Source organism: Photorhabdus sp. P32 (assembly GCF_038085095.1).
GTDB lineage: Bacteria > Pseudomonadota > Gammaproteobacteria > Enterobacterales > Enterobacteriaceae > Photorhabdus > Photorhabdus luminescens.
On record NZ_JAZGJN010000275.1, the window covers coordinates 20,079 to 44,516 of the forward strand.

Below are 24,438 nucleotides of genomic sequence, written 5' to 3' on the forward strand. Positions count from 1 at the left end.
CAGCAAATATGTTAACCGGCCTGGCTACTGGTCACTTGATTTCTCTCTCTGGCAATCACCGATTACAACCAGAAGCCGCCAATGCTTTTCTTACCATGCAACAAGCCGCTGAAAAAGCCGGAATTAATCTGCAACCTGCCAGTACATTCCGTGATTTTCAGCGTCAGCAAGCTATCTGGAATGGAAAATTCCGTGGTGAACGCCCTGTATTGGATGAAAACAGCCAGCCAATAGATATCACCCAGTTATCAGAAGGAGAACGCTGTAAGGCAATTCTTCGTTGGTCTGCCCTACCCGGTGGTAGCCGCCATCATTGGGGAACAGATCTGGATATCTATGATCCAACGATGCTACCGGATAACCAGAAGTTATTACTCGAACCTTGGGAATATGAAAATGGCGGTTATTTTGAGCCATTAACTCGCTGGTTAACCGAGAATATGGCCCATTTCGGTTTTTACCGTCCTTTTATCGGCCATAATAGCGGCGTCGCTTATGAACCGTGGCATATCAGCTACCAACCATTAGCCAAACAATTAGAAAAATTGCTGACTCAACAGATATTACTGGATGTATGGCAACAGCATGATATCGCAGGTATTGACTGGTTATCGGCTAACTTACCTTATATATTTGAAAATTACCTCCACGTTGAGCAGGAGACAACCTAATGCAATGGTTAGCTGACTATTGGTGGATTATTTTAGTTTTATTAGTTGGCATTCTTCTCAATGCCATTAAAGAGTTACGCCGCCTGGATGTGAAAAAGTTTCTGGACAATAAACCGGAATTACCTCCTCATCGAGATCTTAATAGCAAGTGGGATGATGAGGATGATTGGCCGCAGAAAAAGCCGTAGTCCACTGTTGCCAGTCTCTGGCAAGTTTCTGATCGAGACTTGACAACGCCTGTGCGGTTTCTTGCCGCCAGAGTTGCATTAATGCTTTATAGCCACTTAACTTCAATACGGTGATACATTGCTCAACACTCATTTGTTGCTGGAGATGATTTCTCAGCGCAATCAACGGCAAATCACTGTTCAGCAACAATCGTTGCAAGGCCGGCAATGAAGCGGAAAATGGTCGGTAAGCGAATGCAAAACCTGATAATTCCTGCCAATCATGCTGATTGAGATGGCGATCAATTTGATAACCGACAGGCAAGTTAAACCCAAGCTGGGATTCTAGCCAATGTGCATCACGAGCAAGCTGTTGTTGAGCTTGAATCGCCAAAACAATCCCCTGTTCACTCAATGGTAGAATCGCCATTGCTGTATAACAACCACTGCTGGCTTCCAGATGAGTTCCCATTCGCACTAATTGGAAGCCGCATTTCCGCCATAACGCCCAGAGCTCCGCAGTATAACCAAAACTAACAGAAATAAAATCCACGCCTTGTTTTTCTGCCCTTTCCCGTTGATACGCGATCATTCCCTGAGCAATACCCTGTCGGCGATGACTGGCCTGTACAGCAACCCGGCTGATCCGTTGAGATTTCAAAACCGCCGCCTGTGGTAAACCGCTATGGGCAGCTAACGATTGAGCAACCAAATTTCCTCTTGGACGACGCCTGCCTGCCCATATTTCATGGGCTAACTCAAGCGACAACCCGCCTTCTTCAACCATCCATAAAGCCCCCATTAAGGCATTATTTCCAACAGCGGCAACAAATTGCATACCTTTAGCATCAAGTAAACGCCGTAAATCTAAAGGTGAAGTTTTGTAGTGAGCACTGGTTAATATGCCGTAAAACTGCCTCAGCAATTCAGGCTGTTTAATCCATTGTTGCTGATGATAGACGTGATAACTGATCGCCTGATCGGCATCATTGACCGGAATTGCATCCTCAAACAGTAAAGCGCTTTCTAACCAGTTCTCCAGCGGATCATTTTCAGCCCAACGCACAGGAGCCGTCAGGTTCAGGATATGGCTATCAGGAATTCCTACGCAAAATTTAAGTAAAAATCCCCGCCCCGTACCTTCATATCCCTGCACAGTTGTGGTCAGCAATATCCGAGGAAAATAGCTGATCAATTCAGATAATTGAGGCATTGGAATAGCAGCGGCTTCATCGATAAGCAGCCAATCAATATCTGACACGCTATTTTGCCTACAATATTTCAGCAAATTATCTACGGCCCAGAATTTTCCCTTTTCCCCCGCATAGCGCCTGATAACTTCAGTTGTCGCCTTTGCCTGTGCAGTTAACCAGCAATTTCCTTGCCATTGCTGCATTAACATACCTGCAAGGGTCGATTTACCTCGCCCTCTTGGCGCAGTAATGACCCATACCCCCTGATTTGCCCGTAAAAGTCGCGCCAAAATGGCCTGCTGGCTGGCGGTTGGATTGCCATCAGGCAGTTGCCACGCGCTATGTTTCCACGAACCATATTGCCACAAACTATACTGTGGAAATTCAGGGATACATAAGGGATCATTTTGCCGCCATAGTAAAACTTGGGGATCGCTAACAATTTGCTGCTGAATATGCTGAACAAAATGCGGCGTTGGAATAGCATCTAACTGTTCGTTCCAACGGGCGCTATCCTTATCGGGTTGATAACGCCATTGGTTCCAAGATGGAACCATCATCACCAACCAGCTTCCGGCTTTCAATGCGCCTGCCAATATCGCCAGTGCTTCCGCATTAAAACCTTCGGTAGCGTCAAATATGCCGTGCAGATATTCCTGACCTAATAAACTGGCTGTCTTTTCCGGCAACACAGCGTTCTGTTTACGATAAGAGATCCATAACCAATCACCGGTAAATTTCTGTTGTAATTCATTAGCCTGTAAATAGCACCAATGATAATCTCCACTCAACACCAGCAAACGACGTAGCCCTTGCTGCTGCATTTCCGTCTGTATCACACTCAGTTGTTCTGGCAACATAACGGCTATGATTTACCAATCAACAATGACAAAATCCCCGCAGCAATCAGCGGCCCCACAGGAACACCTTTAAACAAGGCTACACCCAATACCGTCCCCACCAGCAAACCAGCAACGGTTGATGGCTGATGAGACATGAGTGAAACACCCCGGCTACCCAACCATGACACTAATACCCCTATCACTATCGCAAGTAACGATTTCCAATTCATAAACGAATTGAGGACAGCTTGTACGGTAATTTTTCCACTGGCGATAGGCGCCATAACGCCCACGGTCAAAATAAGTACACCGATAGTCAGACCATATTTTTCCACCCACGGGAAAAAATGATTCAGTGGCGTTATGCGGATAACCAGCAAGAGCAGCATTGCAAGCGTGACAGTCATGTTGTGGCTGATAATACCCAGTGCTGCCAACACTAGCAGCACCAGTAAAGTCGGATCGAGATGGCTCATAGATTTCAATACCCTACAACAGCCTATACCCGTTATCTTTCAAGTTGCCTCTTTGTTGGCTGCACTCGCTCACCCCGGTCACATAGTTATCTATGCTCCCGGGGATTCACTCCCTTGCCGTCGCGACGCATCTTGAAATCCATAGGGTATAATCCTATTTAGGCTAGGGTAATTTTTCCTTACGTTACAGAAATGACCGGTATTCTCGTATTAATTCAAACTATTAACAAGCTAATGTCGCACCACCATCAACCACAATATCTTGTAGCGTTATATGGCTTGCCAAATCAGAAGACAAGAAGAGTACGGTATGTGAAATTTCATTAACGTTTGCAATCTTACCAAGGGGAATACCCAATTTATATTGCTCAGGATACCCGTTAATCGTATTTTTTTCATCATCATCGGTTTTCCACATAGAACGCTGCATAAGCGTATCCGTCGAACCAGGCGATACAACATTACAACGTACACCAAATGGCGCGAGTTCTAACCCAACACAATGGGTTAAACTTGTCAGCGCTGATTTTGATGCACAATAAGCCGCCATTCGCATACGTGGAACATGTGCCGCATTAGAGCTGATGCTGATAATCGCGCCACTGCGTTGACGTTTAAAATGGGGAATCACTGCACGAAATAGATAAAAAGCCCCAGAAGTATTAACATTAATACAACGATGCCAGTCACTAATATTTAACTCATCAACATTGCCCAATTGCAATATACCGGCAGCATTAACCAGAATATCTAATTTGGCTGAGATAGCCAGTTGTTGGGAACAAATCATGTCGACCTTTTCTGGATCGCTGATATCGAGTTGTATACATTTATACGGCAAATTATCGTGCTCAAATACGCGATCGAAACCTATGACATTAGCGCCAAGCGCAGTAAAATCACGGGCAATTTGTTCACCAATACCGCGTGCCGCTCCAGTTACCCAGACGGTTTTATGGCTAAAATCCATTTGTAAATTTTGTTTATTTTTCATTTTATTTCTTCTTTAATTTTAATAGCGATTTATTATGCACTTTTTATAAATCCGATTTATCGAAATTTACTGATGAAATTATTTCTTTAGTACTCACAACCATTCCTGATCTTTCAGCAACATATCTTAAAGCCATGAGGTGATCTTCAAGCGTAAAATCCGCTATCGCATCACCGACTAAAAAAGGCTTTATATCTCTCATGAATGCGTCAACCGCAGTAATCATGCAACCAATATGTCCATACACCCCGCAAATAATTAATTGATCCCGCCCTAATTCTTTTATAATTTCTTCTAACGAAGAACGTTGAAACGCACTATAACGCCACTTAACTATCACAATATCATCGTTGGCAGGGGCCAAAGCATGGCTGATATTCTGTAAATGAGGTGATCTATTCAAGCCTTCTCCCCATATATCATTAAGTAATGCTCGCTCTTCACCACTTTGTACTTTAGGTTGTGCTGTATATATAATGGGAATCTCTTTTTCTTTACAAAATACTTTCAACAAATGAATATTTTCAATTAATCTATTAACTAAAGGGCTATTATTACCGAAAAACTGCAAGAAATAGTCCTGCATGTCATGAATAAGTAAAATTGCCTTATGAGGTTCGAATAACCAGGATGCTTTATTGCCTGGAAAATCTTTCGGCTGAGGTAACCTATAATTTTTCAATGATGGAATGGTCATTTCAACACCTTCATGTGATTAATTAATTTTCCAATTTATCTCGAATGATTTGTCTTAATAATCGTTTATTAATCTTTCCAACCGGTGTAACAGGCATAACATCAATAAATTCGAAACGATCAGGTAATTTATATTCCGCGATTCCTAGCCCTCTTAAATATTTCCGCAATTGCAATGCGTTTATACTCGGATCAGCCAGCACAACAAAAGCACAGCTTTTTTCTCCCATTAAAGGATCAGGCATCGAAACTAAAGCGCTATGGATAACACTTTCATGTTTGAGCAACAAAGATTCAATTTCTTCCGGAGCAATTTTTTCACCACCGCGATTAATTTGATCTTTCTCACGTCCGACTATACATATATCACCCTCTTTAGTCATATAGGCCACATCACCGGAATAATAAAAACCTTCTTTGTCGAATACCTTCGAATTGTGCTCTGGACTTTTATAATATCCCCGGAATGTATATGGCCCACGAACGATTAACATACCCGCCGAACCTGGCGCTTGTATATTGCCGTTATCATCAACGATACGCACCTCATCATCTTCACTCATTGGACGCCCCTGAGTGGTAAATATACGTTCATCATCGTCATTAAGCCGGGTATAACATACCAACCCTTCAGCCATACCAAAAATTTGTTGCAACTTACACGAAAAAAGTTTCGGTATCACTCGCGCCACACTTTCACTTAACTTTGCTCCACCGACTTGTAATAACCGAAGGCTTTCCAGTGAATATTCGTATTTCCGAATCCCTTGAATCCATAACGCAACAGCCGATGGCACCAGTGCAGTCATTGTGACTTGATGTTCACGTATGAGTGGAAAGCAAGTCGTAGGCCCAGGATCTGTTGCTAATATGAGACAACCGCCAGCATAAAATACGCCAAGCGCCCCCGGAGAACTCAACGGATAATTATGTGGCGCAGGTAAAGCACAAAGATAACGGGTTTGTGGTGTCAGCTCACAAATTTCAACACTGCGTCTTACGCTATAATAGTAATCGTCATGCGTCCTTGGAATTAATTTAGGCGTTCCTGTACTCCCACCTGAAAGTTGAAAAAAAGCGACCTCATCTGAACGTGTCACCTCAAAATTCAAAGGTAAATTTGTTGACTCTAACCACGGTTTTAATTCATTGGTATATTGTATTTTGCGACCATCAACGACGATATTTCTCAGCTGTGGACAATCTATTTTTAATTGTTCCAGGAAATCATCATTCTGCAAAAGTGGATGCTCTGACGAAAGTACAACCAGACTTGGATCAATTTGCTGTGCATAAGCAAATAACTCTAATTTATTATGGCTAAATAATGCATTAATAGGTACTACACCTATTTTCAGCAACGCAAAAAATGTAATATAAAATTCAGCTATATTTGGCAATTGTACAATGGCAGTATCACCTCTTTTTATTCCCGCTAACGTTAAATTTGTCGCTAACGCAGAAGATTGTTGATCAAGTTGATGATAACTAAATTTACGATCACCGCAAATAATCGCAATTGCTTCAGGTTGTATCTGACATTGTTTATAAAGTATGTCAGTTAAGGGCTTACCAAGCCAATAACCCTTTTCACGATAACGTTCTGCTAACTCAGCCGGCCAGGGTGTAAATTCAATAGACATGATTTTATTCCTCACAATAATATTCAATGTGTTAACAATAGTCGATTACTGTTTATGCATATTTACTTTATCCTCAACCAGAAATATTTCGAACTTTATTTTGTGAGCCGCTTCTAAATAAATGCATCTCGTAACAAACCATACTTAGCGCAAGCGCTCAAAATACAAATTTAATTATCTAAATATATTGCAAAATAAAATCATACTGCTAATAGTTAGTAACGTATAACCTTTAATCCAACAGGGGTAAATTATGTCATGCTTTCCTCCTGGGTATTGGGAACAATATCCGAATACTGCCACCGTGATCACAACATATACTTGCAATGCAGCTTGCAAAGAGTGTTGTTTTGAATGCAACCCCTCGGTAAAAGCGCGTTTAAGCCTGGATGAAATTAAACAATTTATTGCACACTCAAAAGCTAATTTTCCCGGTTTAAAGCTCGTGGTTTTCAGTGGCGGTGAATGTTTCCTGCTAGGTAAAGATCTGATTGAAGCCATTCGCTTTGCCTCAGATCACGGCTTATTAACTCGTTGCGTGACTAACGGTTATTGGGGAAAAAATAGAGAAAAGGCGCAAAAAATAGCCCAAGATTTAATAAATGCCGGCATCACAGAAATGAACATCAGCACAGGGAAAGATCACAGTGAATGGATTCCCCTTGATAGTGTAGTTACCGCGGCGGAAGCATTGGCCGAACAAAACATTACAACCCTGATTACCGTAGAGCAGGATACCGCTGATTCCGCCATTGCAACGCAAATCACCCAGAACCCGGTCATTAAACGCCTGAAAGAACAAAACAAGATTAATTTACAACGAAATACCTGGATGCCGTTTTATGACACCAGCGAAGAACGGAAAGATGTTCCAAACCGGGATCAGCAACTGGCAAAAGGGTGCGATCAGGTCTTCGAAAATATTGTATTGACACCACATGGTGAAATTTCCGCTTGCTGTGGGCTGACGTTAGAGCATATCCCTGAAATGAAACTTGGCCGTTTGCAAGGAGGCGATGTATCTCAACTTTTTAAAGGTCAGGAAGAAGACTTTATGAAAGTATGGTTAAGAACAGAAGGGCCGTATAAGATCCTAAAAAAATATCGCCCGTTGGATAGCAACATTAATCTGGAAAAAATCGTTCATCCCTGCCAAGCCTGTGCTCATTTGCATAAAGACGAAGGAACACGCCGCAATCTGTTAGATAATTATCACAAAGAAATCATTCCCGTGATGAAGAAATTTAATGCTAAAGAAAGACTGGATCTCATCTACTACTCAGCAGAAAAAAATGCCGTTAACTTAACTGAGGAATGAAAAATACGACAGGATCAAATCCATATTTTAACGTTATTACTAACGAATATCGCTAAAATAACTCTTTTTCGACTAGAAAATTTTTATTGAATGAGGTGGTAATCAAGGAAAGGCTTTATTCTTCTTTAGGAATATTTTTACTTACTATTTTGTGATCGGACTCTAAATAATAGCCTTTTGTCGCAAAACATATTTAGTCTAAACGCTCAGAATATAAATTTAATCAACTAAGCTATTGCAAAATGTCACTATCCAGCTAATAGTTAGTATCGTCTAACCTTTAATTTAATAGAGGATAAATTATTCTATGTTTTTCCATTGAGTATCAAGAATGATAGCCAAATCCTGTTATGATAATCATAATATATACTCACAATGAATATCGCAGGTAAGAAATATCAGTTAGATAATTAATTCACGAAATTATCTCAGTAATGAAGAAACTTAATAAGGAAAGGTTACATCTTATCTTATATAACGCTCAATAAAAAAAGAATTCCGTTAACTTATAAAGGAACGAATTATGAAAAGACGTACATTTATTGGCGTGGCTGCCGGCGCAGCTATTGGCAGTGTTATACCCACCGTTAATGCTCGCACTGATAGCAACCGCCTCTTTGGCGTGCCACGTTCATTACTCTCTCCCGGAGAGGTTGAAGAAAATAAGCTCAGGTTGTCAATGTCAAACGCCAAACTTCCGGTTGAAGTTTGGGAAGAGATCATCACCTATAACCGATTCTGGGAAACCCTACAACAGCAGCCTAATCTAGCATTAGAATACCGGGAATCACCGGAAAAAGTGCTAGCTGAATTTGGCATAGACAAAGATATCGTTAGCCCCGGCTCCGCAGAGGAATTACTGCTATTCATCACTTATGATAAAGACTTAATGAATGCGGTAAAAACTAATGACTATGAAGCGCTCTTTTCCCATCTAAAAACTTATGGCCTAAACGAAAGAGGCTCAAGTCTGAGAAGCCGAATCAATCACCATCTCAATCAAGATGCCAGCCTGTTCGCACATTTTAAAGAGAACATCGACGCCTATCAGCTCCAAGATACAAACAGTCCTCCTCTTATCCGGCTGAAAGAAATTCTGGAACCCTTAAACCATGAAGATGACACCAGTATTGAGATTGCTCGCCTTGCGGTAGGGGCCAATGTAGTCGCTGCGGTCAACGTGGCCGTCGGCACCCGAGTTGTCGCAGCAGTGAATGCGGCAGCGGCAGTTAACGTAGTCGCCTACTTAAGCCTGGCGGTACAAACAGCGGTTACGGTATGTATGGCGAATTATTTACCCAAACTTGATCATAGCGACCTTTCAACCGGCACGGCTTCTCTTCACCTTGCCAGGCTCTATAACAACCAAGAAATGGTCGATTCACTGGTTAAAGAAGCTGTCAGAAGGGAAATCACCGCTTGCCTGTTTGCGGCGCAAAAGTGTGGTTATATCAATCTGCCCGCAACACGTGAAGAACGCAAAGAAGTGATTCATCTCTTTACCGAATTATCTTTAGGAATGGCAGCAGCATGAATAATATCGTGGGATTAAATCCAGACTTCAAAGTCATATTAATGAATGTCGCTATGCTCGTCCTGATCGCTTTAGTTTTTCTGCCTGTACCCTACTGGCTCAGTAACAGCAATCCCAATAAGCTGGCAGCAAGTATCGCAACGACTCTCTTTGTCATCATTGCCTTATTTGTAGGCTATCAACTGTTATCAAATAAAGCCGTGATCAAGGAAGAAAAATTATTGATGAAGTCCGGGGTATATTCACACGAATGGGTTATTTCCTCATTACGCCGGGAAGAAGGCGTTTCCCTGGAAGATTTTAGCCGCAGTAATGGTATACATATTATCCATTATTCGTCTGGATACTATCACAAGGGAAAAAATAAATATTTCATTCTACGTGTAAGCAAGCGCCCTCTGATTTGCTTTAACTCAGAAGGTAATATTGGATTATGCATAGATGAATCTATTTTTGAAAAAATAAAGGGCGAGTTGCAAGGTAAAATATAGCGCCTATCCCAATAGGCGTAATTGTTGCAGACAGTTTGAACACGGACAGCGCGGAAAAACCGGAGCGTACACGTAGTACGTGAGGATTTTGAGCACTGCCTAGGTTCAAAATGGCAAATAAAATAGCCTATTTGGATAGGCAGACAGCGTGGAGCCGCAAAATAATGGAATATAGTGACAATTATTGGCCGTTGAATTATACACAGCTCCGCTTAGCTATTGCTAATACTGTTGCTGACGATAAATCTGTCTTTAATGTCGGTGAATTCGTCAGCTTCAGTGATAATATTAGCCTGGCAAGATTGAAGCAGGCCATTATCACCATTCATCAATTTAATGATGGGTTTTCCTTACGTTACCGTATTACCGAACACAATATTTTTCAGGAAAAGGACTCTACGCCGGTCGAAGTTATACAAATAAAACTGTCAGATCCAGCAGTAGAACCTGCGGCAAAAGCTGATTTTGCCAAGCGAACAACTCAACCGCTAGCGCCTGAAAAAGGGGTGACGATAAGGCATTATCTTTACTTTAATGATGTTGGGTGCTGTTTTTGGGGAATCATCGCGCACCATATCGCCACAGATTATTGGGGCATAGGTCAGTTAATTCACGATGTTTTGTCTTGCTATGAACGACAAACACACCCAACAGCAGCGCCTGTTTTTACCTATCAGGCTTACCTTAACGATGTTAAATATAAAACAAACGTGCATTATGCCAACAACAAAGAGTATTGGAATAATTACCTCAACCAACTGCCCAAATTAGAGGATTATGCCCGTAAACGCCTATTTCCCTCAAAAGCAATGAAAGTAAGCCGGCCGCTCACCGCAAACAACGGTAGTTTTACCTTTAATGATAAGTTAATGATGATACTGGCTTTATGTCTGCAAATGACCAAACGAGGTCGTTTATCAACAAGTATTATCAATTTACCTTTCTCTAACCGACGTGATAAAGGAGAATATCGCTATTATCGCCCGGCAATGAACACCTTACCTCTTATGGTTTCTTTGACTCCGCAGGCAACAATAAAACAGATCCTCGTAGCAATGCAGTCGCAAATTAGTTTACACAGCAAGCATAGCCGTATTGATATCAATGATTTAAACGATGAAGCAATTAGTCGAGCAGATCAATTCACTGCCGCCCCGTATGTCAATTTGCTGCACGAGCTTGAACATGATCTTATGAAAGATAATCGCGCTATTCGCGGTTGTATGACTTCCGGCGCGGTCAATAATTATGGTATTAACATCCGATTCTTTCCTGATGAGAAATCAGCATTAGTTGAATTGGATGTAGGGAGCCGCCTGTATAGTCATTTTGCCGCTCATGCTCTGCTCGAAGATTACTTACGTATTTATAGTATTATTGCAGAAAATATTAATGAAACGATCGAGATTTATTGGGAAAAATATAAAGCAATTGAACCAATGGATAATATTCTTTCTATCCTATGGCGGCCAGAAAATATTATCGCTCATCACCCGATCAAAGATAATATTATTTTCCGAATAGCAAAGATCGTCGAAATATCGCCGGATAAAAAATCAGTTATTTATGGGAATCAAGCAGAAATAAGCAGTGTACATTGCCTTAATTACCGTGAACTTTACCACAAATTATTAACTTTCAGTCAACTGCTACTATCCTGCCCGCTACAAAACCGAAGAGTCGCTGTATTATTACCCAGAGGGGTAGATTCATTATTATCTATATTATCAATCCATACTGCGGGATTATGTTTTGTCCCAATCAATATGACATTTGGGCAAGAAGAAATTAATAACATATTAAATAGCCTGAATATTTCTTTATTAATTACTGCCCGTCGCTATCATGAAAAAATAAACGGTATTAATAATACGCATTTTCTCTTTATTGAAGATATAGAAACTCGTCCTTCTGAGATATTCTTGGGAAATGATATAAAACGCCCCGCGACTCAAGAGGACGAAGCCTATATCTTTTTTACCTCAGGCACCACTGGTGTACCAAAAGCAGTACCGATAACGTTTAAGGGGCTTTATGCCTATTTGTCTGCGATGACAGAGCAGTATGGTATTAAACAAGATGACGTTATTCTCAATTTCAGCACACCGGTTTTCGATGCTTATATTGAAGAGGTGTTTGGCTGTTTTTATCAAGGAGCTACATTGGCGATTGCCAACGATCATATGATCGTTGAACTTAATACACTGTTTTCATTTTGCCATGCACAATCAGTCACTATAGTTAATTTTCCTACCAATTATTGGCATCAAATTGTCTTTTTCCTACATACAGCTATTAAAGAACTCGCCCCTTCGATTAGAATGACAATTATCGGTGGCGATCTGGCAATGGATAAAGCTATTCATCATTGGTTGGAAAAAGTAGGATGTGGCATTTCTTTGATTAACTCTTACGGCCCAACAGAATGTTGCGTTGTGGCTAGCAGTCACAAAATAGATGATAAATTTCAACCCGGTAATATCATTGGCAAAGCGCTAGCAAATACCACTATCGTTATTCGGGAATATGGAACTGACAAGATCATTAATGACAGTAGTGGAGAAATATGCATCCGTGGTGATTCTATCTGTGCCGGATATATTAACGACAATCAGTCAACTTCACGTAAATTCTTACAATTGAACGATGGAGAAATCTATTATTTAACCGGAGACCGTGGATTTTACGATGACCAAGGGAATTTAAATTTCATTGGTCGCCTGGATAAAGAGCGTAAAATTGATGGGAAACGTGTCGATCTGGATGAAATGCAAAAATTACTGACAACGGCGATCAATATTGATGACATTCATTTAACGATAAAAGAAAATGAAACTGGGTACCAATATATTAATATATTTATACCTGATGGTTCCTACTCAATCACACGTCACGAAATCGTCTCATTCTTACGTGGATGTTATCCAAAATTGCAGGTGCCTTTTATTGTTGAATTAGCATCATCCAATAATTCTGTTCCAGTGTCAGAATTGAATAAAGATGATAATATTTCGCAGATTAACGGGGAAAAACGAGAAATATTTTTTACTCTATGGCGGGAAGTTTTTGGTGATAGCGATAACGTTATTGATGAAGAGACTAATTTCTTTGACGCAGGCGGTACTTCGCTGAAAGCGTTATTGTTAATTAATAAGATCCAGCAACGCTTTAATTGTTCTCTGCATCTGGAAGATTTTTATCATGCCCCTAGATTAGGTTATTTATTACAATCTATCATTCAACAAGGGCAAATACCGATTTTAACCGATAAAAATAGCACTTGCCTGACAGAGCAACACGACCAATATTATTGGATTATCGATACTATCTCTAATCGATCAGGCGCTCATAATATCCCACTATATTATCATCTGTCCGGCGAGATTGATTTAAATAAATTACATTACGCTTTGCTGTATACCATGCAATATTTCCCTACCCTCTGCCAAAGAGTTACCATAATAGATGGGCAACTCTCTTTAACTTTCTCACCGGCTAGCGAAGAGAATCTGCCTTTCGAATATATCGATTTAACTCATGCTACCGGCATCAATATTGAGATTTCATTACGCAGAATCTTAAATGATATGGCATTTAAGCCGATGGCATTACAAGATAATCCACCGGTATATTTTAAGTTATTAAAAATAGCAGAGCATGAGCACTACCTTTTATTAAATTTCCATCATGCATTTTGTGACGGGATGTCGATTGCTCATGTGCTGCAAAAATTATCTTCCGCTTACGCAGATAATGTACCAAAGATTGAAACCGCTACGGAAACAGGCATTAATGTCATCAATCAGCGCATGTCAGACGAAACATTAAATTTTTGGACAGAAAAATTGTTCAATGTACTTTCGATTGCCGGACAACGTAATGATACATCAGAAGCTCATCAGAGAATCCGGGGCCGACGTTATTCAATGCCGTTGTCTCCTCAATTAATTGCCGCGCTATCCAACACGCAGAAAAAACATGCGGTGACTCTGGAACATATCGTGATTGGCGCATTTCTGATGACCATTAATTCATTACTCAATAAAAATGAGATTATTGTAGGTATTCCTTGTGCCAACCGCATTCCTCCCATATCGTTTGACAGCGTTGGTAGCTTCGCAACAACACTACTGCTGCCCTACGTTACGGCGGAAACTTCGCTAATTAACGTATCCAGATATGTCCGCGATTTTCTGGCAAACACGAATAAGCATTCCAATATCTCACTGGCCTATTTAAAACAACATCTTCACCACCACCACGGTATGCAATTGCCGGAAGTCACTTATTATTTTTCTTCTCAAATAGGGTTTGAAACTGATTTATATCTTGGTGAAACCCGTTGCATCAAGGAAAAAATCAAGGGGCTCAAACCTAAAGGAGATATTGCGCTCGAGCTGATCAATTTGCCAACCGGAATAGGGCTGGAATGGCTCTACGATGATGATATTTTCTCTGAAGATATTATCAGCGACATGGGGCTGTTTTTGATTGATTTATTGGATTGCCTAAGCACTCAGCATGACCTGATGTCTGGCGATACGGAACGATAACAAATAGTAAAATGGATGCTGATTGTGCTGGTTAAAAAAAAGAAATGGGTTGTTATCACCATCGTCATGAGCATTTTTCTTGCCGTGCTTTATAACAACTTTAGCCCCAAAAAAACATCTACGGTTATGACGGAACAAATTGTCACTGGAACGTTAGGTGACGTCATTACTACGGTAAGTGCTGCCGGTGTTATACAACCGACCAGACAGGTCAATGTTGGTAGCCAAATTTCAGGCCAGTTAACTAAGTTATATGTTGAGGTCGGGGATATCGTTGAAGCAGGTAAACTGGTCGCCAGCATTGATGATACTTTTTATCGTACTAAAGTTGAGGCCAGCCGCGCACGGTTAGAAAAATTGCGAGCCATGTTGCAGGAAGAACAATACGCCTATCAACTTCTGGTCATCACGGAAAAACGCCAAAGAGAGCTTAACCTGCGCTCCGCAACCAGTCAGCAACTGCTGGATGAAGCCGCTTTCGGCGTTAAGAAAAGTCAGGCAAGAATTGAAAGCCTTAAGGCAGACATCAGGCAGAATGAACATATTTTGCATAGTGAAGAAGTCAGCCTCAGTTATACCCAAATCTATTCACCGATTGCCGGCGTAGTAACTGCAATCCATGTTGACCCAGGGCAAACGCTGAATGTCAATCAACAGACACCGGTTCTCATGCAAATTGCCGACCTCAACAATATGACGGTTTACGCAAAAGTTTCCGAAGCAGATATTAACCAAATCGTGACGGGGCAAAAAGCCTCCTTCAAGATCTATAGCGCAAATCAGCATATATGGCACGGCAATGTTAAGAAGATTATGTATAAGCCCGATCTCATTAATAATGCCGTTTATTATACGGTGCTATTTGATGTCCCTAATAATAATTTCCTGCTCAAACCCAGTATGAGTGCGGATGTCACTATTGTGACCCACGAAAGCATCGGAGTAGTAACCATACCCAATGACATACTGAATAATAAACGGCATCAACCTTTGAATGATGATCTAACCACCTATTTTTTACGTGAGATGAAAGAGGGAAACGTCGTAGTAAGAAAATTGCTGATCGGCCATAATGACGGAAGACGTTCAGTCGTTGTCAATGGATTGCAGAATAATGAGCAGATCGTTGTACTTTCCAAACAAGATAATCTTGGGGGTAGTCACAATGATAACGCTAAATAATATCTGCAAAACCTACGGCAATGAAGGTAAACAGCATCTGGTCCTGAAAGATATTTGCTTAACCATAGACCAGAATGATTACATTGCTATTCTTGGTCGCTCTGGCTCAGGGAAAAGTACCTTACTGAATATAATCGGGCTTTTGGATATCGCCAGTGCGGGAGAATATCTTATTAACGATCTCACGGTGACTCAGCAAAAGATTCACTCATTGGCACTTTTACGGCGAAAATATTTTGGCTTTGTTTTTCAGAATTATAATCTGCTTGAAAACTACCGCATTGATGAAAATATCTCAATGCCCATGTATTACTTAAAAAGAAACTTTGATTATGACAGAGAGCATTTCCACTACTTAATCGATCGCCTCCAGCTTAACAATTTATTAGATAAATACCCGCGCCATCTGTCAGGAGGAGAACAGCAACGGGTTGCTGTCGCTCGCGCCTTGATCAACAACCCCAAATTTATTATTGCCGATGAACCTACCGGCGCATTAGATACCACTAATGCGACCAATCTCATGCAACTTTTTACTGAATTACATCATAATGGATGCGGTATTATCCTGGTAACACATGACCAAGCTGTCGCCAAATATGCCAAACGCAAACTATACCTGGATAATGGTTGTCTGGTGACTCAATGAGCATGAGTAAAATAACCTTAAAATTCAATGTTTATTCGACGGTTATCCTGTTTAACCTCAAGATGGCGGTACGCTCTCTTGCCGCTCATAAAACACGCGTCTTCTTGACGCTATTATGCATTGCCATCGGGGTAGCTTCGATTGTGATCATGCAAGCAATTGGTACAGAAACCAAGCATCATATTGTCAAGATGGTCTCTTCAATGGGAAGTAATATCATTTCAGTAAAATATAAGAGACAGGAAAACGGCGCTTTCGATTCCCATCATGATTATCTAACACCAGAGGATATAACGTCACTTTCAAGTCATCCCTATATCAGCCACAGCACCCTGTTTTATACTGCGTCAGGAACAATAGTTTCCCCACAAAGCTCTGCTGATGGTCAATTGATTGGCGCCAATGCAGATATCGCGATTATCCGTAATCTAGTGATTGATCGTGGACGTTTTTACACGCCACAAGAAGATGCAGCTTTGGCAAATGTCGTTGTTTTGGGAGCCTCTCTGGCCGAACGACTTTTTCCACAAAAAGAAACCGCATTTGAGCAGAACATCAAGATCAATGATATCTCGATGCAAGTTATTGGTATCTTGACACAGAAAGGCGAAGGCATGGATGCCGGTGTCGATGATGCCGCATTTTTGCCAAGCAATAGCTATCTGGTACGGCTGTTCGGTCATACGCCTCCTAGCGGCATGGTGTTGAAAGCCAAAGACGCCTCTCATATTGAGCCGGTTAAATACGCTGTTGAACAACGGTTGTCACGGTTTAAACATCAACAAAGCTACGAGATACGTAATACCACGGAATTATTGAAAACGTTGCATGAAACCCAATCAAAAATTAACCTTTTCCTATTGTCAATATCATCAGTGACCCTCTTTGTTGCGGGCGTCAGTGTCATGAATACCATTCTCATCAGCGTCAGAGAACGTAGAAGAGAAATTGGTATACGACTTGCCGTAGGAGCAAGTTATTCCGATATTTTTTATCAGTTTCTTACCGAAGCATTTTTGATTTCATTCTTGGGAACACTATTAGGATTGTTATTCTCATTTATTGGTTTCAGAATTTTATTACTATTTGATATTGCGGTTGGTTTCTCTTTCTATTCCTTTTTACTCGCTTCCCTCGCAGCCTGCTTTATTACCGTTGTGTTTGGTGTATATCCATCACATCGCGCAGCCGCATCAGCGCCAATCGAAGGTATCAGAGAATTGTAGCTTGTTTTGTTTCATAACACTTTTTGGAGACACAATGAAAAATCAGCTTATCTATGAAATTTTACATCGAGAAATCAGAGCGCTTCACCCAGAAGCAGAGGAAATACCGGAGGATGAAAATCTTTTTGATATCGGTTTCGATTCGGTAAAAATGCTGATGCTAGTTGATCGGCTAAATTATGCAGGTTATCCAATCAACTTTGCGGATTTAGCCCGCTGGCCGACAATCAACGATTGGGTCAAGCTGCTCGCAAAAAATGAATAGCGCTGCCTATACCCTATGGATTTCAAGATGCATCGCGACGGCAAGGGAGCGAATCCCCGGGAGCATAGCAAACTATGTAACTGGGGTGAGCGAGTGCAGCCAACAAAGAGGCAACTTGAAAGATAACGGGTATATTTCATGACGAATGGCGAATGATCCATGTAGTCAAATCTGCAATTACCTGCACCGGGAACTGACCTGGGTGCAGATAATCCTCTCCACCATCGCACCCCATTGTGGGCAATAAAATATGATTCAATCCAGTGTAGAGTTTGAACTCTGCCTGCCTATTATTTTGCAGTGCCGTTTTCCACATCGTGAAATCAACATTATGCAAAATCTGGAAATCCTGATCTCCCTGAGCAAAAAATAACGGCATTGCAGGCAAGCTGTTTAAGCAGTCAAATGCATGATAATTCTCAATCTGTTTGAGATAACTATCCGGCACTGACAAAAAGCTCGCAAGAGATACTGTATCTTGCTCTTTCCCACTGGGTAATTGGGATAAAATCACCCGGAGTAAATTACGGAAAGGCGCCGCCAACATCGCAATGCCCGTAACATTTAAACCCGATTTTTGCTGTAAGTTCTTTGCAATTAATGGGCTGACATATCCGCCTAAACTGTGCCCAACCAGAAATACCGGCACATCGTGTAATTCAATATGTCCCATTAAACCGGTCAGAATGTTACAAGCATCGTCAACAATTTCCGTATTGAGATCGACAACTTCAGGGTCCATATTTCTCTGCCGGATACGGTAATAGCGTTTGTCAAAACGTACACTCGCAATGCCATATTGACTTAATTCATGTGCCAGCATACGAAACAGTGAATTAGGCCCAACATCATAATCCATCGAATGAGGACCAGAACCTGCAAGCAATAGTACAAGTGCTTTGGCATCATTATGTGGTGATGGCAAACAGACCAAACCATCCGGGACATCTCTAAGACCAAACGTCTTTAACGTTTTTTCAATAAAAATACCCTGTTTTGTATATGCATCAGGTATTGGGCATCGAGATAACGTGAGCGAATCAATTTGCCGATCTTTAATCCCAATATAAAGATTGAGCTTTCCATTGAGAGTATTTAGCCGCAGATGACAAGCACCTTGCTGCTGATAAATAATATCGATATCTGAGTTACACAAACTGTCTGCCAATACAGTTAAAGCTAAATCATCAGCCGCCATACGCAATGATTCATTCATTAATTCCCTGGCTGCTTCCCATTGCTCATTAAGCAATGTGGTTATTAATATCTGTATTTCACCTTCCAATGTGGCAATTAAGTTTTTAATAAGCATGTAATTACTCAACTTTCTACGGCCACAACCGTGATGTATGCGCTAAAGCTAAAATCCAGACAGTTTCACTACTGATCTCACTCCCATATTGCCTCGCTATCGCAAAGCGCCTGAGGTGTCCAAATTACGTTCACTTACGAGCCTTAACCTGTTCTCTTCGAGCCGCAAAAATCGCTTTTACGTCGCTATGTTCAACACCATTACCCTCTTTTACAGATTGGCGTGCGATATCAACCTTTTCCTGAAGGAAAGCACGATATTTATGACGCTGGACATATTCATGCATCAGTTCACGGACAACTTGAGAAGCTGGGCGGTGTTCTGCTGCCGTAGCAGCCATAAAGTGATCACGCAGATCTGATTCAAGTTTCATAGTAAAAACAGCTTGTTTACCCATAGTCCCTCCTCGTTTGATATAAAAAAATATATACCATTTCATTATTGACATCCACTCCTACCGACTTAGCCAGAAGTGGATATCCAATGGATTATGCTAATTCTCTCCGCTGTTGAACGGTAACAATATGATCCGCTTTAGCGAGAAGATCGGCATTATGCGAGACAACGATCCACAGACCGGGCCAGCGCTCAGGTAAAACCGCCCATAAACGACGGGCTGTATCCATATCTAATGACGAATCGCAGTTATCAACAATATAAACGTCAGCGGGACGACATAACATCCGGGCCAATGCCAAACGTTGACGCTGGCCGCCAGATAATTGACCAGCACTGCCAGAATTAATGACAGTATCAAGCCCTTCTGGCAATTCATATGATCCGGGCGTCAAACCGACTGCCTCCAGCGCCCGCACCATGACATCATCATCGATATCCTTATCACCCAACGCCAGGTTTTGTCTTACGGTTCCACCAAAAAACCCCGCCTTCTGCCTGGCATATCCGATACGTGGATTCCGCCACCAGTTTTCATTTCCCAGAACCTCTTTGTTATTCCAAAGCACACTGCCGGAACTGGATTTTTCCAGACCAATCAGGTAACGCAAAAAGGCGGTCTTACCCGAACCAATATCACCAACAATGCCAATAACCTGATTAGCTGTTGCCTCAAATGAAACAGGGGGTTGGTTTTTTGAATATGTCAGATGACTAACGCTCAGCTTATGCAGAATTTCATCTTGCCCATATTCTTTGGTTTCTTTTTTATCTACTTTATTTGCCAGAAACTGTCTGATTCGTCCGTAACACACATCAGCATTTTTGTAATAGGCAACTGACCGGCCAAAGAAAAGTATCTGTTCACTGATCCAGCCGATATAGGTCAAAAACAGTGCCAAATTACCTACAGTAAAACTGCCATCGACAATTCGTTTGCTCACTATCAATAAAACAGCCGACGTCCCAAGTATGACAATATTTTTGAACAGCCCAGAAAGAAGGTCAGTAAATACCTGATGTTTGGCTTGAATAGCCCGTCGATTGACAAATTTCTGCGATAACCGCTCAATCTGCCCCTCCATTTTGTTGCCAAGGCGTAGATCGCGTATTCCCGTTAAGACATCAGTAATCTTGCCGGCAATGTCCCCTTGCGATTGACGTTTACTCTTCTGTAAATTCCCTACCTTGCGTTTAAGTATCGCCCCGACCCACAGGCCCACAATCATAGGCATAAGAGCAAGTGTGGTTATTATGTCAGTGTTGATAAGCACAACTAATGCGATAATTAAAAGTAATGCACGGTAAATAAAATCAGAGGTCCAACTCAGAAATTCCGCAATTTCATCACTATCATCACGAATACGGTTTAGAATATCGCCTTGAGAAAAAGCCTGTCTCTGATTGTGGGAACAATGGCTCACTCCCCACAAAACCCGCTCTTTCAGATAAGCACTGACCTTAAAGATCAACGTAAAATCAAAGGTTAATCCCAAGAATAGAAATAGCGATCGCAAGACCATAGTCGCAATCGCAGAGGCAAGCAACCACCAGACGACAGGGTTAGTTGGCTCATTCATCGCTCTATCAAGTAATTTACTGATTTGGTAACCAATCAACAGAGGAAAACCATGCATCAGTGTCCACACAAACATGGTAATGAAATAGAGAGGAGCAAACTTTTTTATCAGCTCAGTCAAGGCCGGCAACATTTTAAGTTTAGTTGATACATTAGATATAGTCATACCATGAGCCCATGATTACTCGTTAACATTGCGATTTCTGTTTCAGGGATTCGTTGTTGAATCCGCCCATCATCGATAATGATAATTTCATCAACAACCGAAAGCGTGTGAAGGCGATGTGCAACCATCACGACAGTGCAATTGCGGCTTAACTTTTCAAGCAATTTCAGCCAACTCTCTTCCGTTCGGGGATCAAGTTGAGAAGTTCCTTCATCAATAATCACTAACGAGCAATGCTGTAGCATCACTCTGGCGCCCGCTATCATTTGGATTTCTCCTGCTGATAGCATCAGACCATTAGTACCAACCTGTGTATCAAGACCATCAGGTAATGCCCTAACCCATTCAAGCGCATCTAATTCTTGCAGAACCACCCAAATTTGGTCGTCAGATATTTCACTACTGAAAAGCGTTAAATTTTCCCGCAATGTTGCGGAAAACAGATGAGAACGCTGGCTCAAGACAGCAATCTTTTTTGCAAACTCCTCAGGTTTAATCGTTGAGACATCGACATTGCCAATTGTCACTCTTCCTGAATCAGGTCGCGCAAATCCACACATCAAATTAAGAATGGTACTTTTTCCCGCCCCCGTTCTACCAATAATGCCAATCTTACTCCCCGGCGCGACGTAAAAATTAACGCCATGCAAAACTTGCGCTTCTTCTCCGTTATAACTGAAATCAACATTATCGAAATGGATCGAGAGAGGACCATCAGGCAATAAATTATCCGATGATTTATCAGGAGTACCTTCATTTAACATTTTTGCCGAAAGTGACAAAGCAGCAAACAATTTCTGTATCAACTCTATTTCTGATGACATATCCTCCACCGGTTCCCGAAGTTTATCAACGTAGAGATAAACCATCGTTAATGTACCGATACTTAAACTGTTCTCACCAAGTAACTGAAGCCCAAAGCCAAACCCAATACCGAAACAGAGGGCAAAAAAGAGCTGAGTAATTGGCCAAAAAGCCCTGCCGCCAATATAAGCGCTACGTTCAAATTTGAGCAATATTGACAACATTTTACGAAATGCAATGGCAGGCCAATGCGCCTGGGACAATGGTTGTAAATCATCCATTGCATGTAATGAATCACCGACAAAACCAAAGATTCGGGCTTTTTCATTTCGCGCAATTAGCCAGCGACGAACAGAAAGTCTGGTTAATTGAATCAACACATACGCTACTAGTATGACGACGACAGTTATGGCAATACCTGCCTGAGGCATAACGCTGAATATAATTATCAATGTCCCTAATGTCAGCGCTAAATTAGCGATGGCTTTGAAGCCTGCTTTAGAAATCGTTTTTCCTATAATATCTGCGTTACCTTCGATATTTTCCAGTAACTCTCCCTGCGATCGTCGTTCTATTTCCAATACAGGCAACACTGTCATCACATGGCGAAAAAGCTTATATCTAATGGTATCAGCAATACCCCAACCGGCTTTGGTGCTCATGTAACTGGTTACCAAATTACCGATAACACCAATCGACGCAATAAAAACATAAATGATTGCCAACATGATAAGTTGATCAACAGTCGTCCCTGATGTCGCCTTATCAACATAGTTCCTGATAATATAAGGACCGCTTAGATCACACGATAATGTAACGGTTAAGGCCAAAAACGCACATAAAACAGTCCCCTTAAATGGTATGGCGCTTTGTAACAATATCCGCCACACAGTTAAATTCTTTGACATCACGCTTTTCATCTTTAGGTTATGGCACCTCATCAAAATTAACGATGTTATTTGCAACATCAGTGTATGCAGCCAACATCAAGGTTATTAATAACAGACCGATCACAACAGTAAGATCTGGTTCACATTTAGCAAAATGCAATTATCGCAAAATACCCGCATTTATCACGATCTGATTGAAATGTTTATAAACACTATCACAAGAAAATAGCCAAAAAATAAAATTGATACCTTATTCTACAATGTCAATACCTTTATTAGGTTATTTAATATACTAAATGTAAAATATCTAGCCAATATGAATAATAAACAATTTATTCCAAACGATGAATCATAGATGGAGTAAAAAATAACAATAATTCCAATGAATTATAATGATTTTTTAAATATATAGCGATTATATAAATGAATTCCTATTCAATATTAACATGCCTTAAATTGTTCTAAACTTAAGCAAATCACCTCTTACAAAGAGGTAGTCTATTCTATAATTGGATTAATTCATATTAACTACTTCATTGTCGGATAATATTTGGTCATAAAAAGCCAATGAAAAAATCACAACCAGAATCACTTGGGCCAATAAAAAGGGCCTTGCGGCCCTAGGTAATCGTTTGCGTAATTAGTCCAAAATAACACCGATACGACGCGCTACTTCCTCATACGCTTCAATTAGGCCACCAAGGCTTTGGCGGAAACGATCTTTATCCATTTTGTCCAACGTTTCTTTGTCCCACAAACGGCTGCCATCAGGAGAGAATTCATCCCCTAGCACTATCTGACCTTTGAACAAACCAAATTCCAGTTTGAAGTCAACCAAAATCAAACCCGCGTCATCAAACAATTTGCTCAATACTTCATTGGCCTTGTAGCTTAATCTTCTCATTTCAGCCAGATGTTCTTTGCTAACCCAGCCAAAAGTTTCACAATAAGATTCATTCACCATTGGATCGTGCTTAGCATCGTTTTTCAGAAACAGATCGAACAGAGGTGGATTCAATACCAAGCCTTCCTCAACACCAAGGCGTCTGACTAATGAACCCGCAGCCCGATTGCGAATAACACATTCAACCGGCACCATATCCAGCTTTTTAACTAATACCTCAGTGTCCGATAACAGACGCTCCATTTGCGTCGGAATCCCTGCTTCTGCCAATTTGCTCATAATGAAATGGTTAAATTTATTGTTCACCATCCCTTTACGATCAAACTGTTCAATACGCTCGCCATCCAATGCTGATGTATCATTACGGAACTCCAGCACTAGCAAATCAGGATCATCCGTGGTGTACACCGTTTTTGCCTTTCCACGATACAACTCAGCTTTTTTTTGCATCTTATATACTCCAGAGATATTACTACCATAGATAAAT

19 protein-coding genes and 1 pseudogene are annotated in these 24,438 nt (G+C 41.1%); 10 read left to right on the forward strand and 10 right to left on the reverse strand.

The window, feature by feature from the left end; translation table 11 throughout:
- Window positions 1–8: 8 nt before the first annotated feature.
- Window positions 9–671 (forward strand): M15 family metallopeptidase, encoded by a 663-nt coding sequence (locus V2H77_RS14770; RefSeq protein WP_341499439.1) that lies wholly within the window; start codon window positions 9–11, stop codon window positions 669–671.
- Window positions 671–859, forward strand: coding sequence for a YpfN family protein (locus V2H77_RS14775; RefSeq protein WP_341499402.1), 189 nt, complete (start codon window positions 671–673; stop codon window positions 857–859). The genes V2H77_RS14770 and V2H77_RS14775 overlap by 1 nt, the downstream gene beginning before the upstream one ends.
- Here the strand turns inward: V2H77_RS14775 and V2H77_RS14780 are convergent.
- The 5 genes and pseudogenes from V2H77_RS14780 to V2H77_RS14800 form a co-directional block, all read right to left on the reverse strand.
- Window positions 810–2,891: a tRNA(Met) cytidine acetyltransferase TmcA gene (locus tag V2H77_RS14780; RefSeq protein WP_341499403.1), complete on the reverse strand. Its 2,082-nt coding sequence runs from the start codon at window positions 2,889–2,891 to the stop codon at window positions 810–812. The two genes, V2H77_RS14775 and V2H77_RS14780, sit on opposite strands and share 50 nt — an antisense overlap.
- A 5-nt stretch (window positions 2,892–2,896) precedes the next feature.
- Window positions 2,897–3,349, reverse strand: a complete 453-nt coding sequence (locus tag V2H77_RS14785) for a DUF441 domain-containing protein (RefSeq protein WP_049581226.1) — start codon at window positions 3,347–3,349, stop codon at window positions 2,897–2,899.
- A gap of 223 nt (window positions 3,350–3,572) precedes the next feature.
- The gene (dhbA, locus tag V2H77_RS14790) at window positions 3,573–4,343 is read right to left on the reverse strand and encodes a 2,3-dihydro-2,3-dihydroxybenzoate dehydrogenase (protein WP_341499404.1); all 771 of its coding nucleotides are present in this window, start codon (window positions 4,341–4,343) and stop codon (window positions 3,573–3,575) included.
- 76 nt (window positions 4,344–4,419) lie between these two features.
- A pseudogene (locus V2H77_RS14795) lies at window positions 4,420–5,040 on the reverse strand (isochorismatase family protein); the annotation flags it as partial.
- A 22-nt stretch (window positions 5,041–5,062) separates the two neighbouring features.
- The gene (locus tag V2H77_RS14800; protein WP_341499405.1) at window positions 5,063–6,682 is read right to left on the reverse strand and encodes a (2,3-dihydroxybenzoyl)adenylate synthase; all 1,620 of its coding nucleotides are present in this window, start codon (window positions 6,680–6,682) and stop codon (window positions 5,063–5,065) included.
- Between the two features lie 253 nt (window positions 6,683–6,935).
- Here V2H77_RS14800 and V2H77_RS14805 point away from each other — a divergent pair, with 253 nt between their 5' ends.
- From V2H77_RS14805 to V2H77_RS14840, 8 genes are all read left to right on the forward strand, one after another.
- Window positions 6,936–8,000: a radical SAM protein gene (locus V2H77_RS14805; protein WP_341499406.1), complete on the forward strand. Its 1,065-nt coding sequence runs from the start codon at window positions 6,936–6,938 to the stop codon at window positions 7,998–8,000.
- Window positions 8,001–8,523: 523 nt separating this feature from the next.
- Window positions 8,524–9,534 carry a hypothetical protein gene (locus V2H77_RS14810; RefSeq protein ID WP_341499407.1) on the forward strand — a complete coding sequence of 337 codons (1,011 nt, stop codon included), beginning with the start codon at window positions 8,524–8,526 and terminating at the stop codon, window positions 9,532–9,534.
- Complete coding sequence (locus tag V2H77_RS14815; RefSeq protein WP_049581221.1) at window positions 9,531–10,025, forward strand: hypothetical protein; 495 nt, start codon at window positions 9,531–9,533, stop codon at window positions 10,023–10,025. The genes V2H77_RS14810 and V2H77_RS14815 overlap by 4 nt, the downstream gene beginning before the upstream one ends.
- Before the next feature lie 110 nt (window positions 10,026–10,135).
- Entirely contained in the window at window positions 10,136–14,578 is a 4,443-nt protein-coding gene (locus tag V2H77_RS14820; RefSeq protein WP_341499408.1) for a condensation domain-containing protein, read from the forward strand.
- Window positions 14,579–14,593: 15 nt separating this feature from the next.
- The gene (locus V2H77_RS14825; protein WP_341499409.1) at window positions 14,594–15,760 is read left to right on the forward strand and encodes an efflux RND transporter periplasmic adaptor subunit; all 1,167 of its coding nucleotides are present in this window, start codon (window positions 14,594–14,596) and stop codon (window positions 15,758–15,760) included.
- Window positions 15,744–16,409 carry an ABC transporter ATP-binding protein gene (locus V2H77_RS14830; protein WP_341499410.1) on the forward strand — a complete coding sequence of 222 codons (666 nt, stop codon included), beginning with the start codon at window positions 15,744–15,746 and terminating at the stop codon, window positions 16,407–16,409. Before V2H77_RS14825 ends, V2H77_RS14830 begins: the two co-directional genes overlap by 17 nt.
- Window positions 16,410–16,411: 2 nt before the next feature.
- Entirely contained in the window at window positions 16,412–17,635 is a 1,224-nt protein-coding gene (locus V2H77_RS14835; protein WP_341499411.1) for an ABC transporter permease, read from the forward strand.
- 34 nt (window positions 17,636–17,669) lie between these two features.
- On the forward strand, window positions 17,670–17,900 hold the full coding sequence (locus V2H77_RS14840) for a phosphopantetheine-binding protein (RefSeq protein ID WP_341499412.1): 231 nt from the start codon (window positions 17,670–17,672) through the stop codon (window positions 17,898–17,900).
- Between the two features lie 136 nt (window positions 17,901–18,036).
- Here V2H77_RS14840 and V2H77_RS14845 read toward each other — a convergent pair whose 3' ends face one another.
- The 5 genes from V2H77_RS14845 to purC all read right to left on the reverse strand — a co-directional run bounded on the left by V2H77_RS14845 (window position 18,037) and on the right by purC (window position 24,401).
- Window positions 18,037–19,212 (reverse strand): alpha/beta hydrolase, encoded by a 1,176-nt coding sequence (locus V2H77_RS14845; RefSeq protein ID WP_341499413.1) that lies wholly within the window; start codon window positions 19,210–19,212, stop codon window positions 18,037–18,039.
- A 130-nt stretch (window positions 19,213–19,342) separates the two neighbouring features.
- Window positions 19,343–19,609, reverse strand: a complete 267-nt coding sequence (locus tag V2H77_RS14850) for an antitoxin of toxin-antitoxin stability system (RefSeq protein WP_088374396.1) — start codon at window positions 19,607–19,609, stop codon at window positions 19,343–19,345.
- A gap of 91 nt (window positions 19,610–19,700) precedes the next feature.
- The gene (locus tag V2H77_RS14855; RefSeq protein WP_341499414.1) at window positions 19,701–21,353 is read right to left on the reverse strand and encodes an ABC transporter ATP-binding protein; all 1,653 of its coding nucleotides are present in this window, start codon (window positions 21,351–21,353) and stop codon (window positions 19,701–19,703) included.
- The gene (locus V2H77_RS14860; protein ID WP_341499415.1) at window positions 21,350–23,065 is read right to left on the reverse strand and encodes an ABC transporter ATP-binding protein; all 1,716 of its coding nucleotides are present in this window, start codon (window positions 23,063–23,065) and stop codon (window positions 21,350–21,352) included. Before V2H77_RS14860 ends, V2H77_RS14855 begins: the two co-directional genes overlap by 4 nt.
- Window positions 23,066–23,687: 622 nt before the next feature.
- The gene (gene purC / locus V2H77_RS14865) at window positions 23,688–24,401 is read right to left on the reverse strand and encodes a phosphoribosylaminoimidazolesuccinocarboxamide synthase (protein WP_265379317.1); all 714 of its coding nucleotides are present in this window, start codon (window positions 24,399–24,401) and stop codon (window positions 23,688–23,690) included.
- Between the last annotated feature and the right edge of the window lie 37 nt (window positions 24,402–24,438).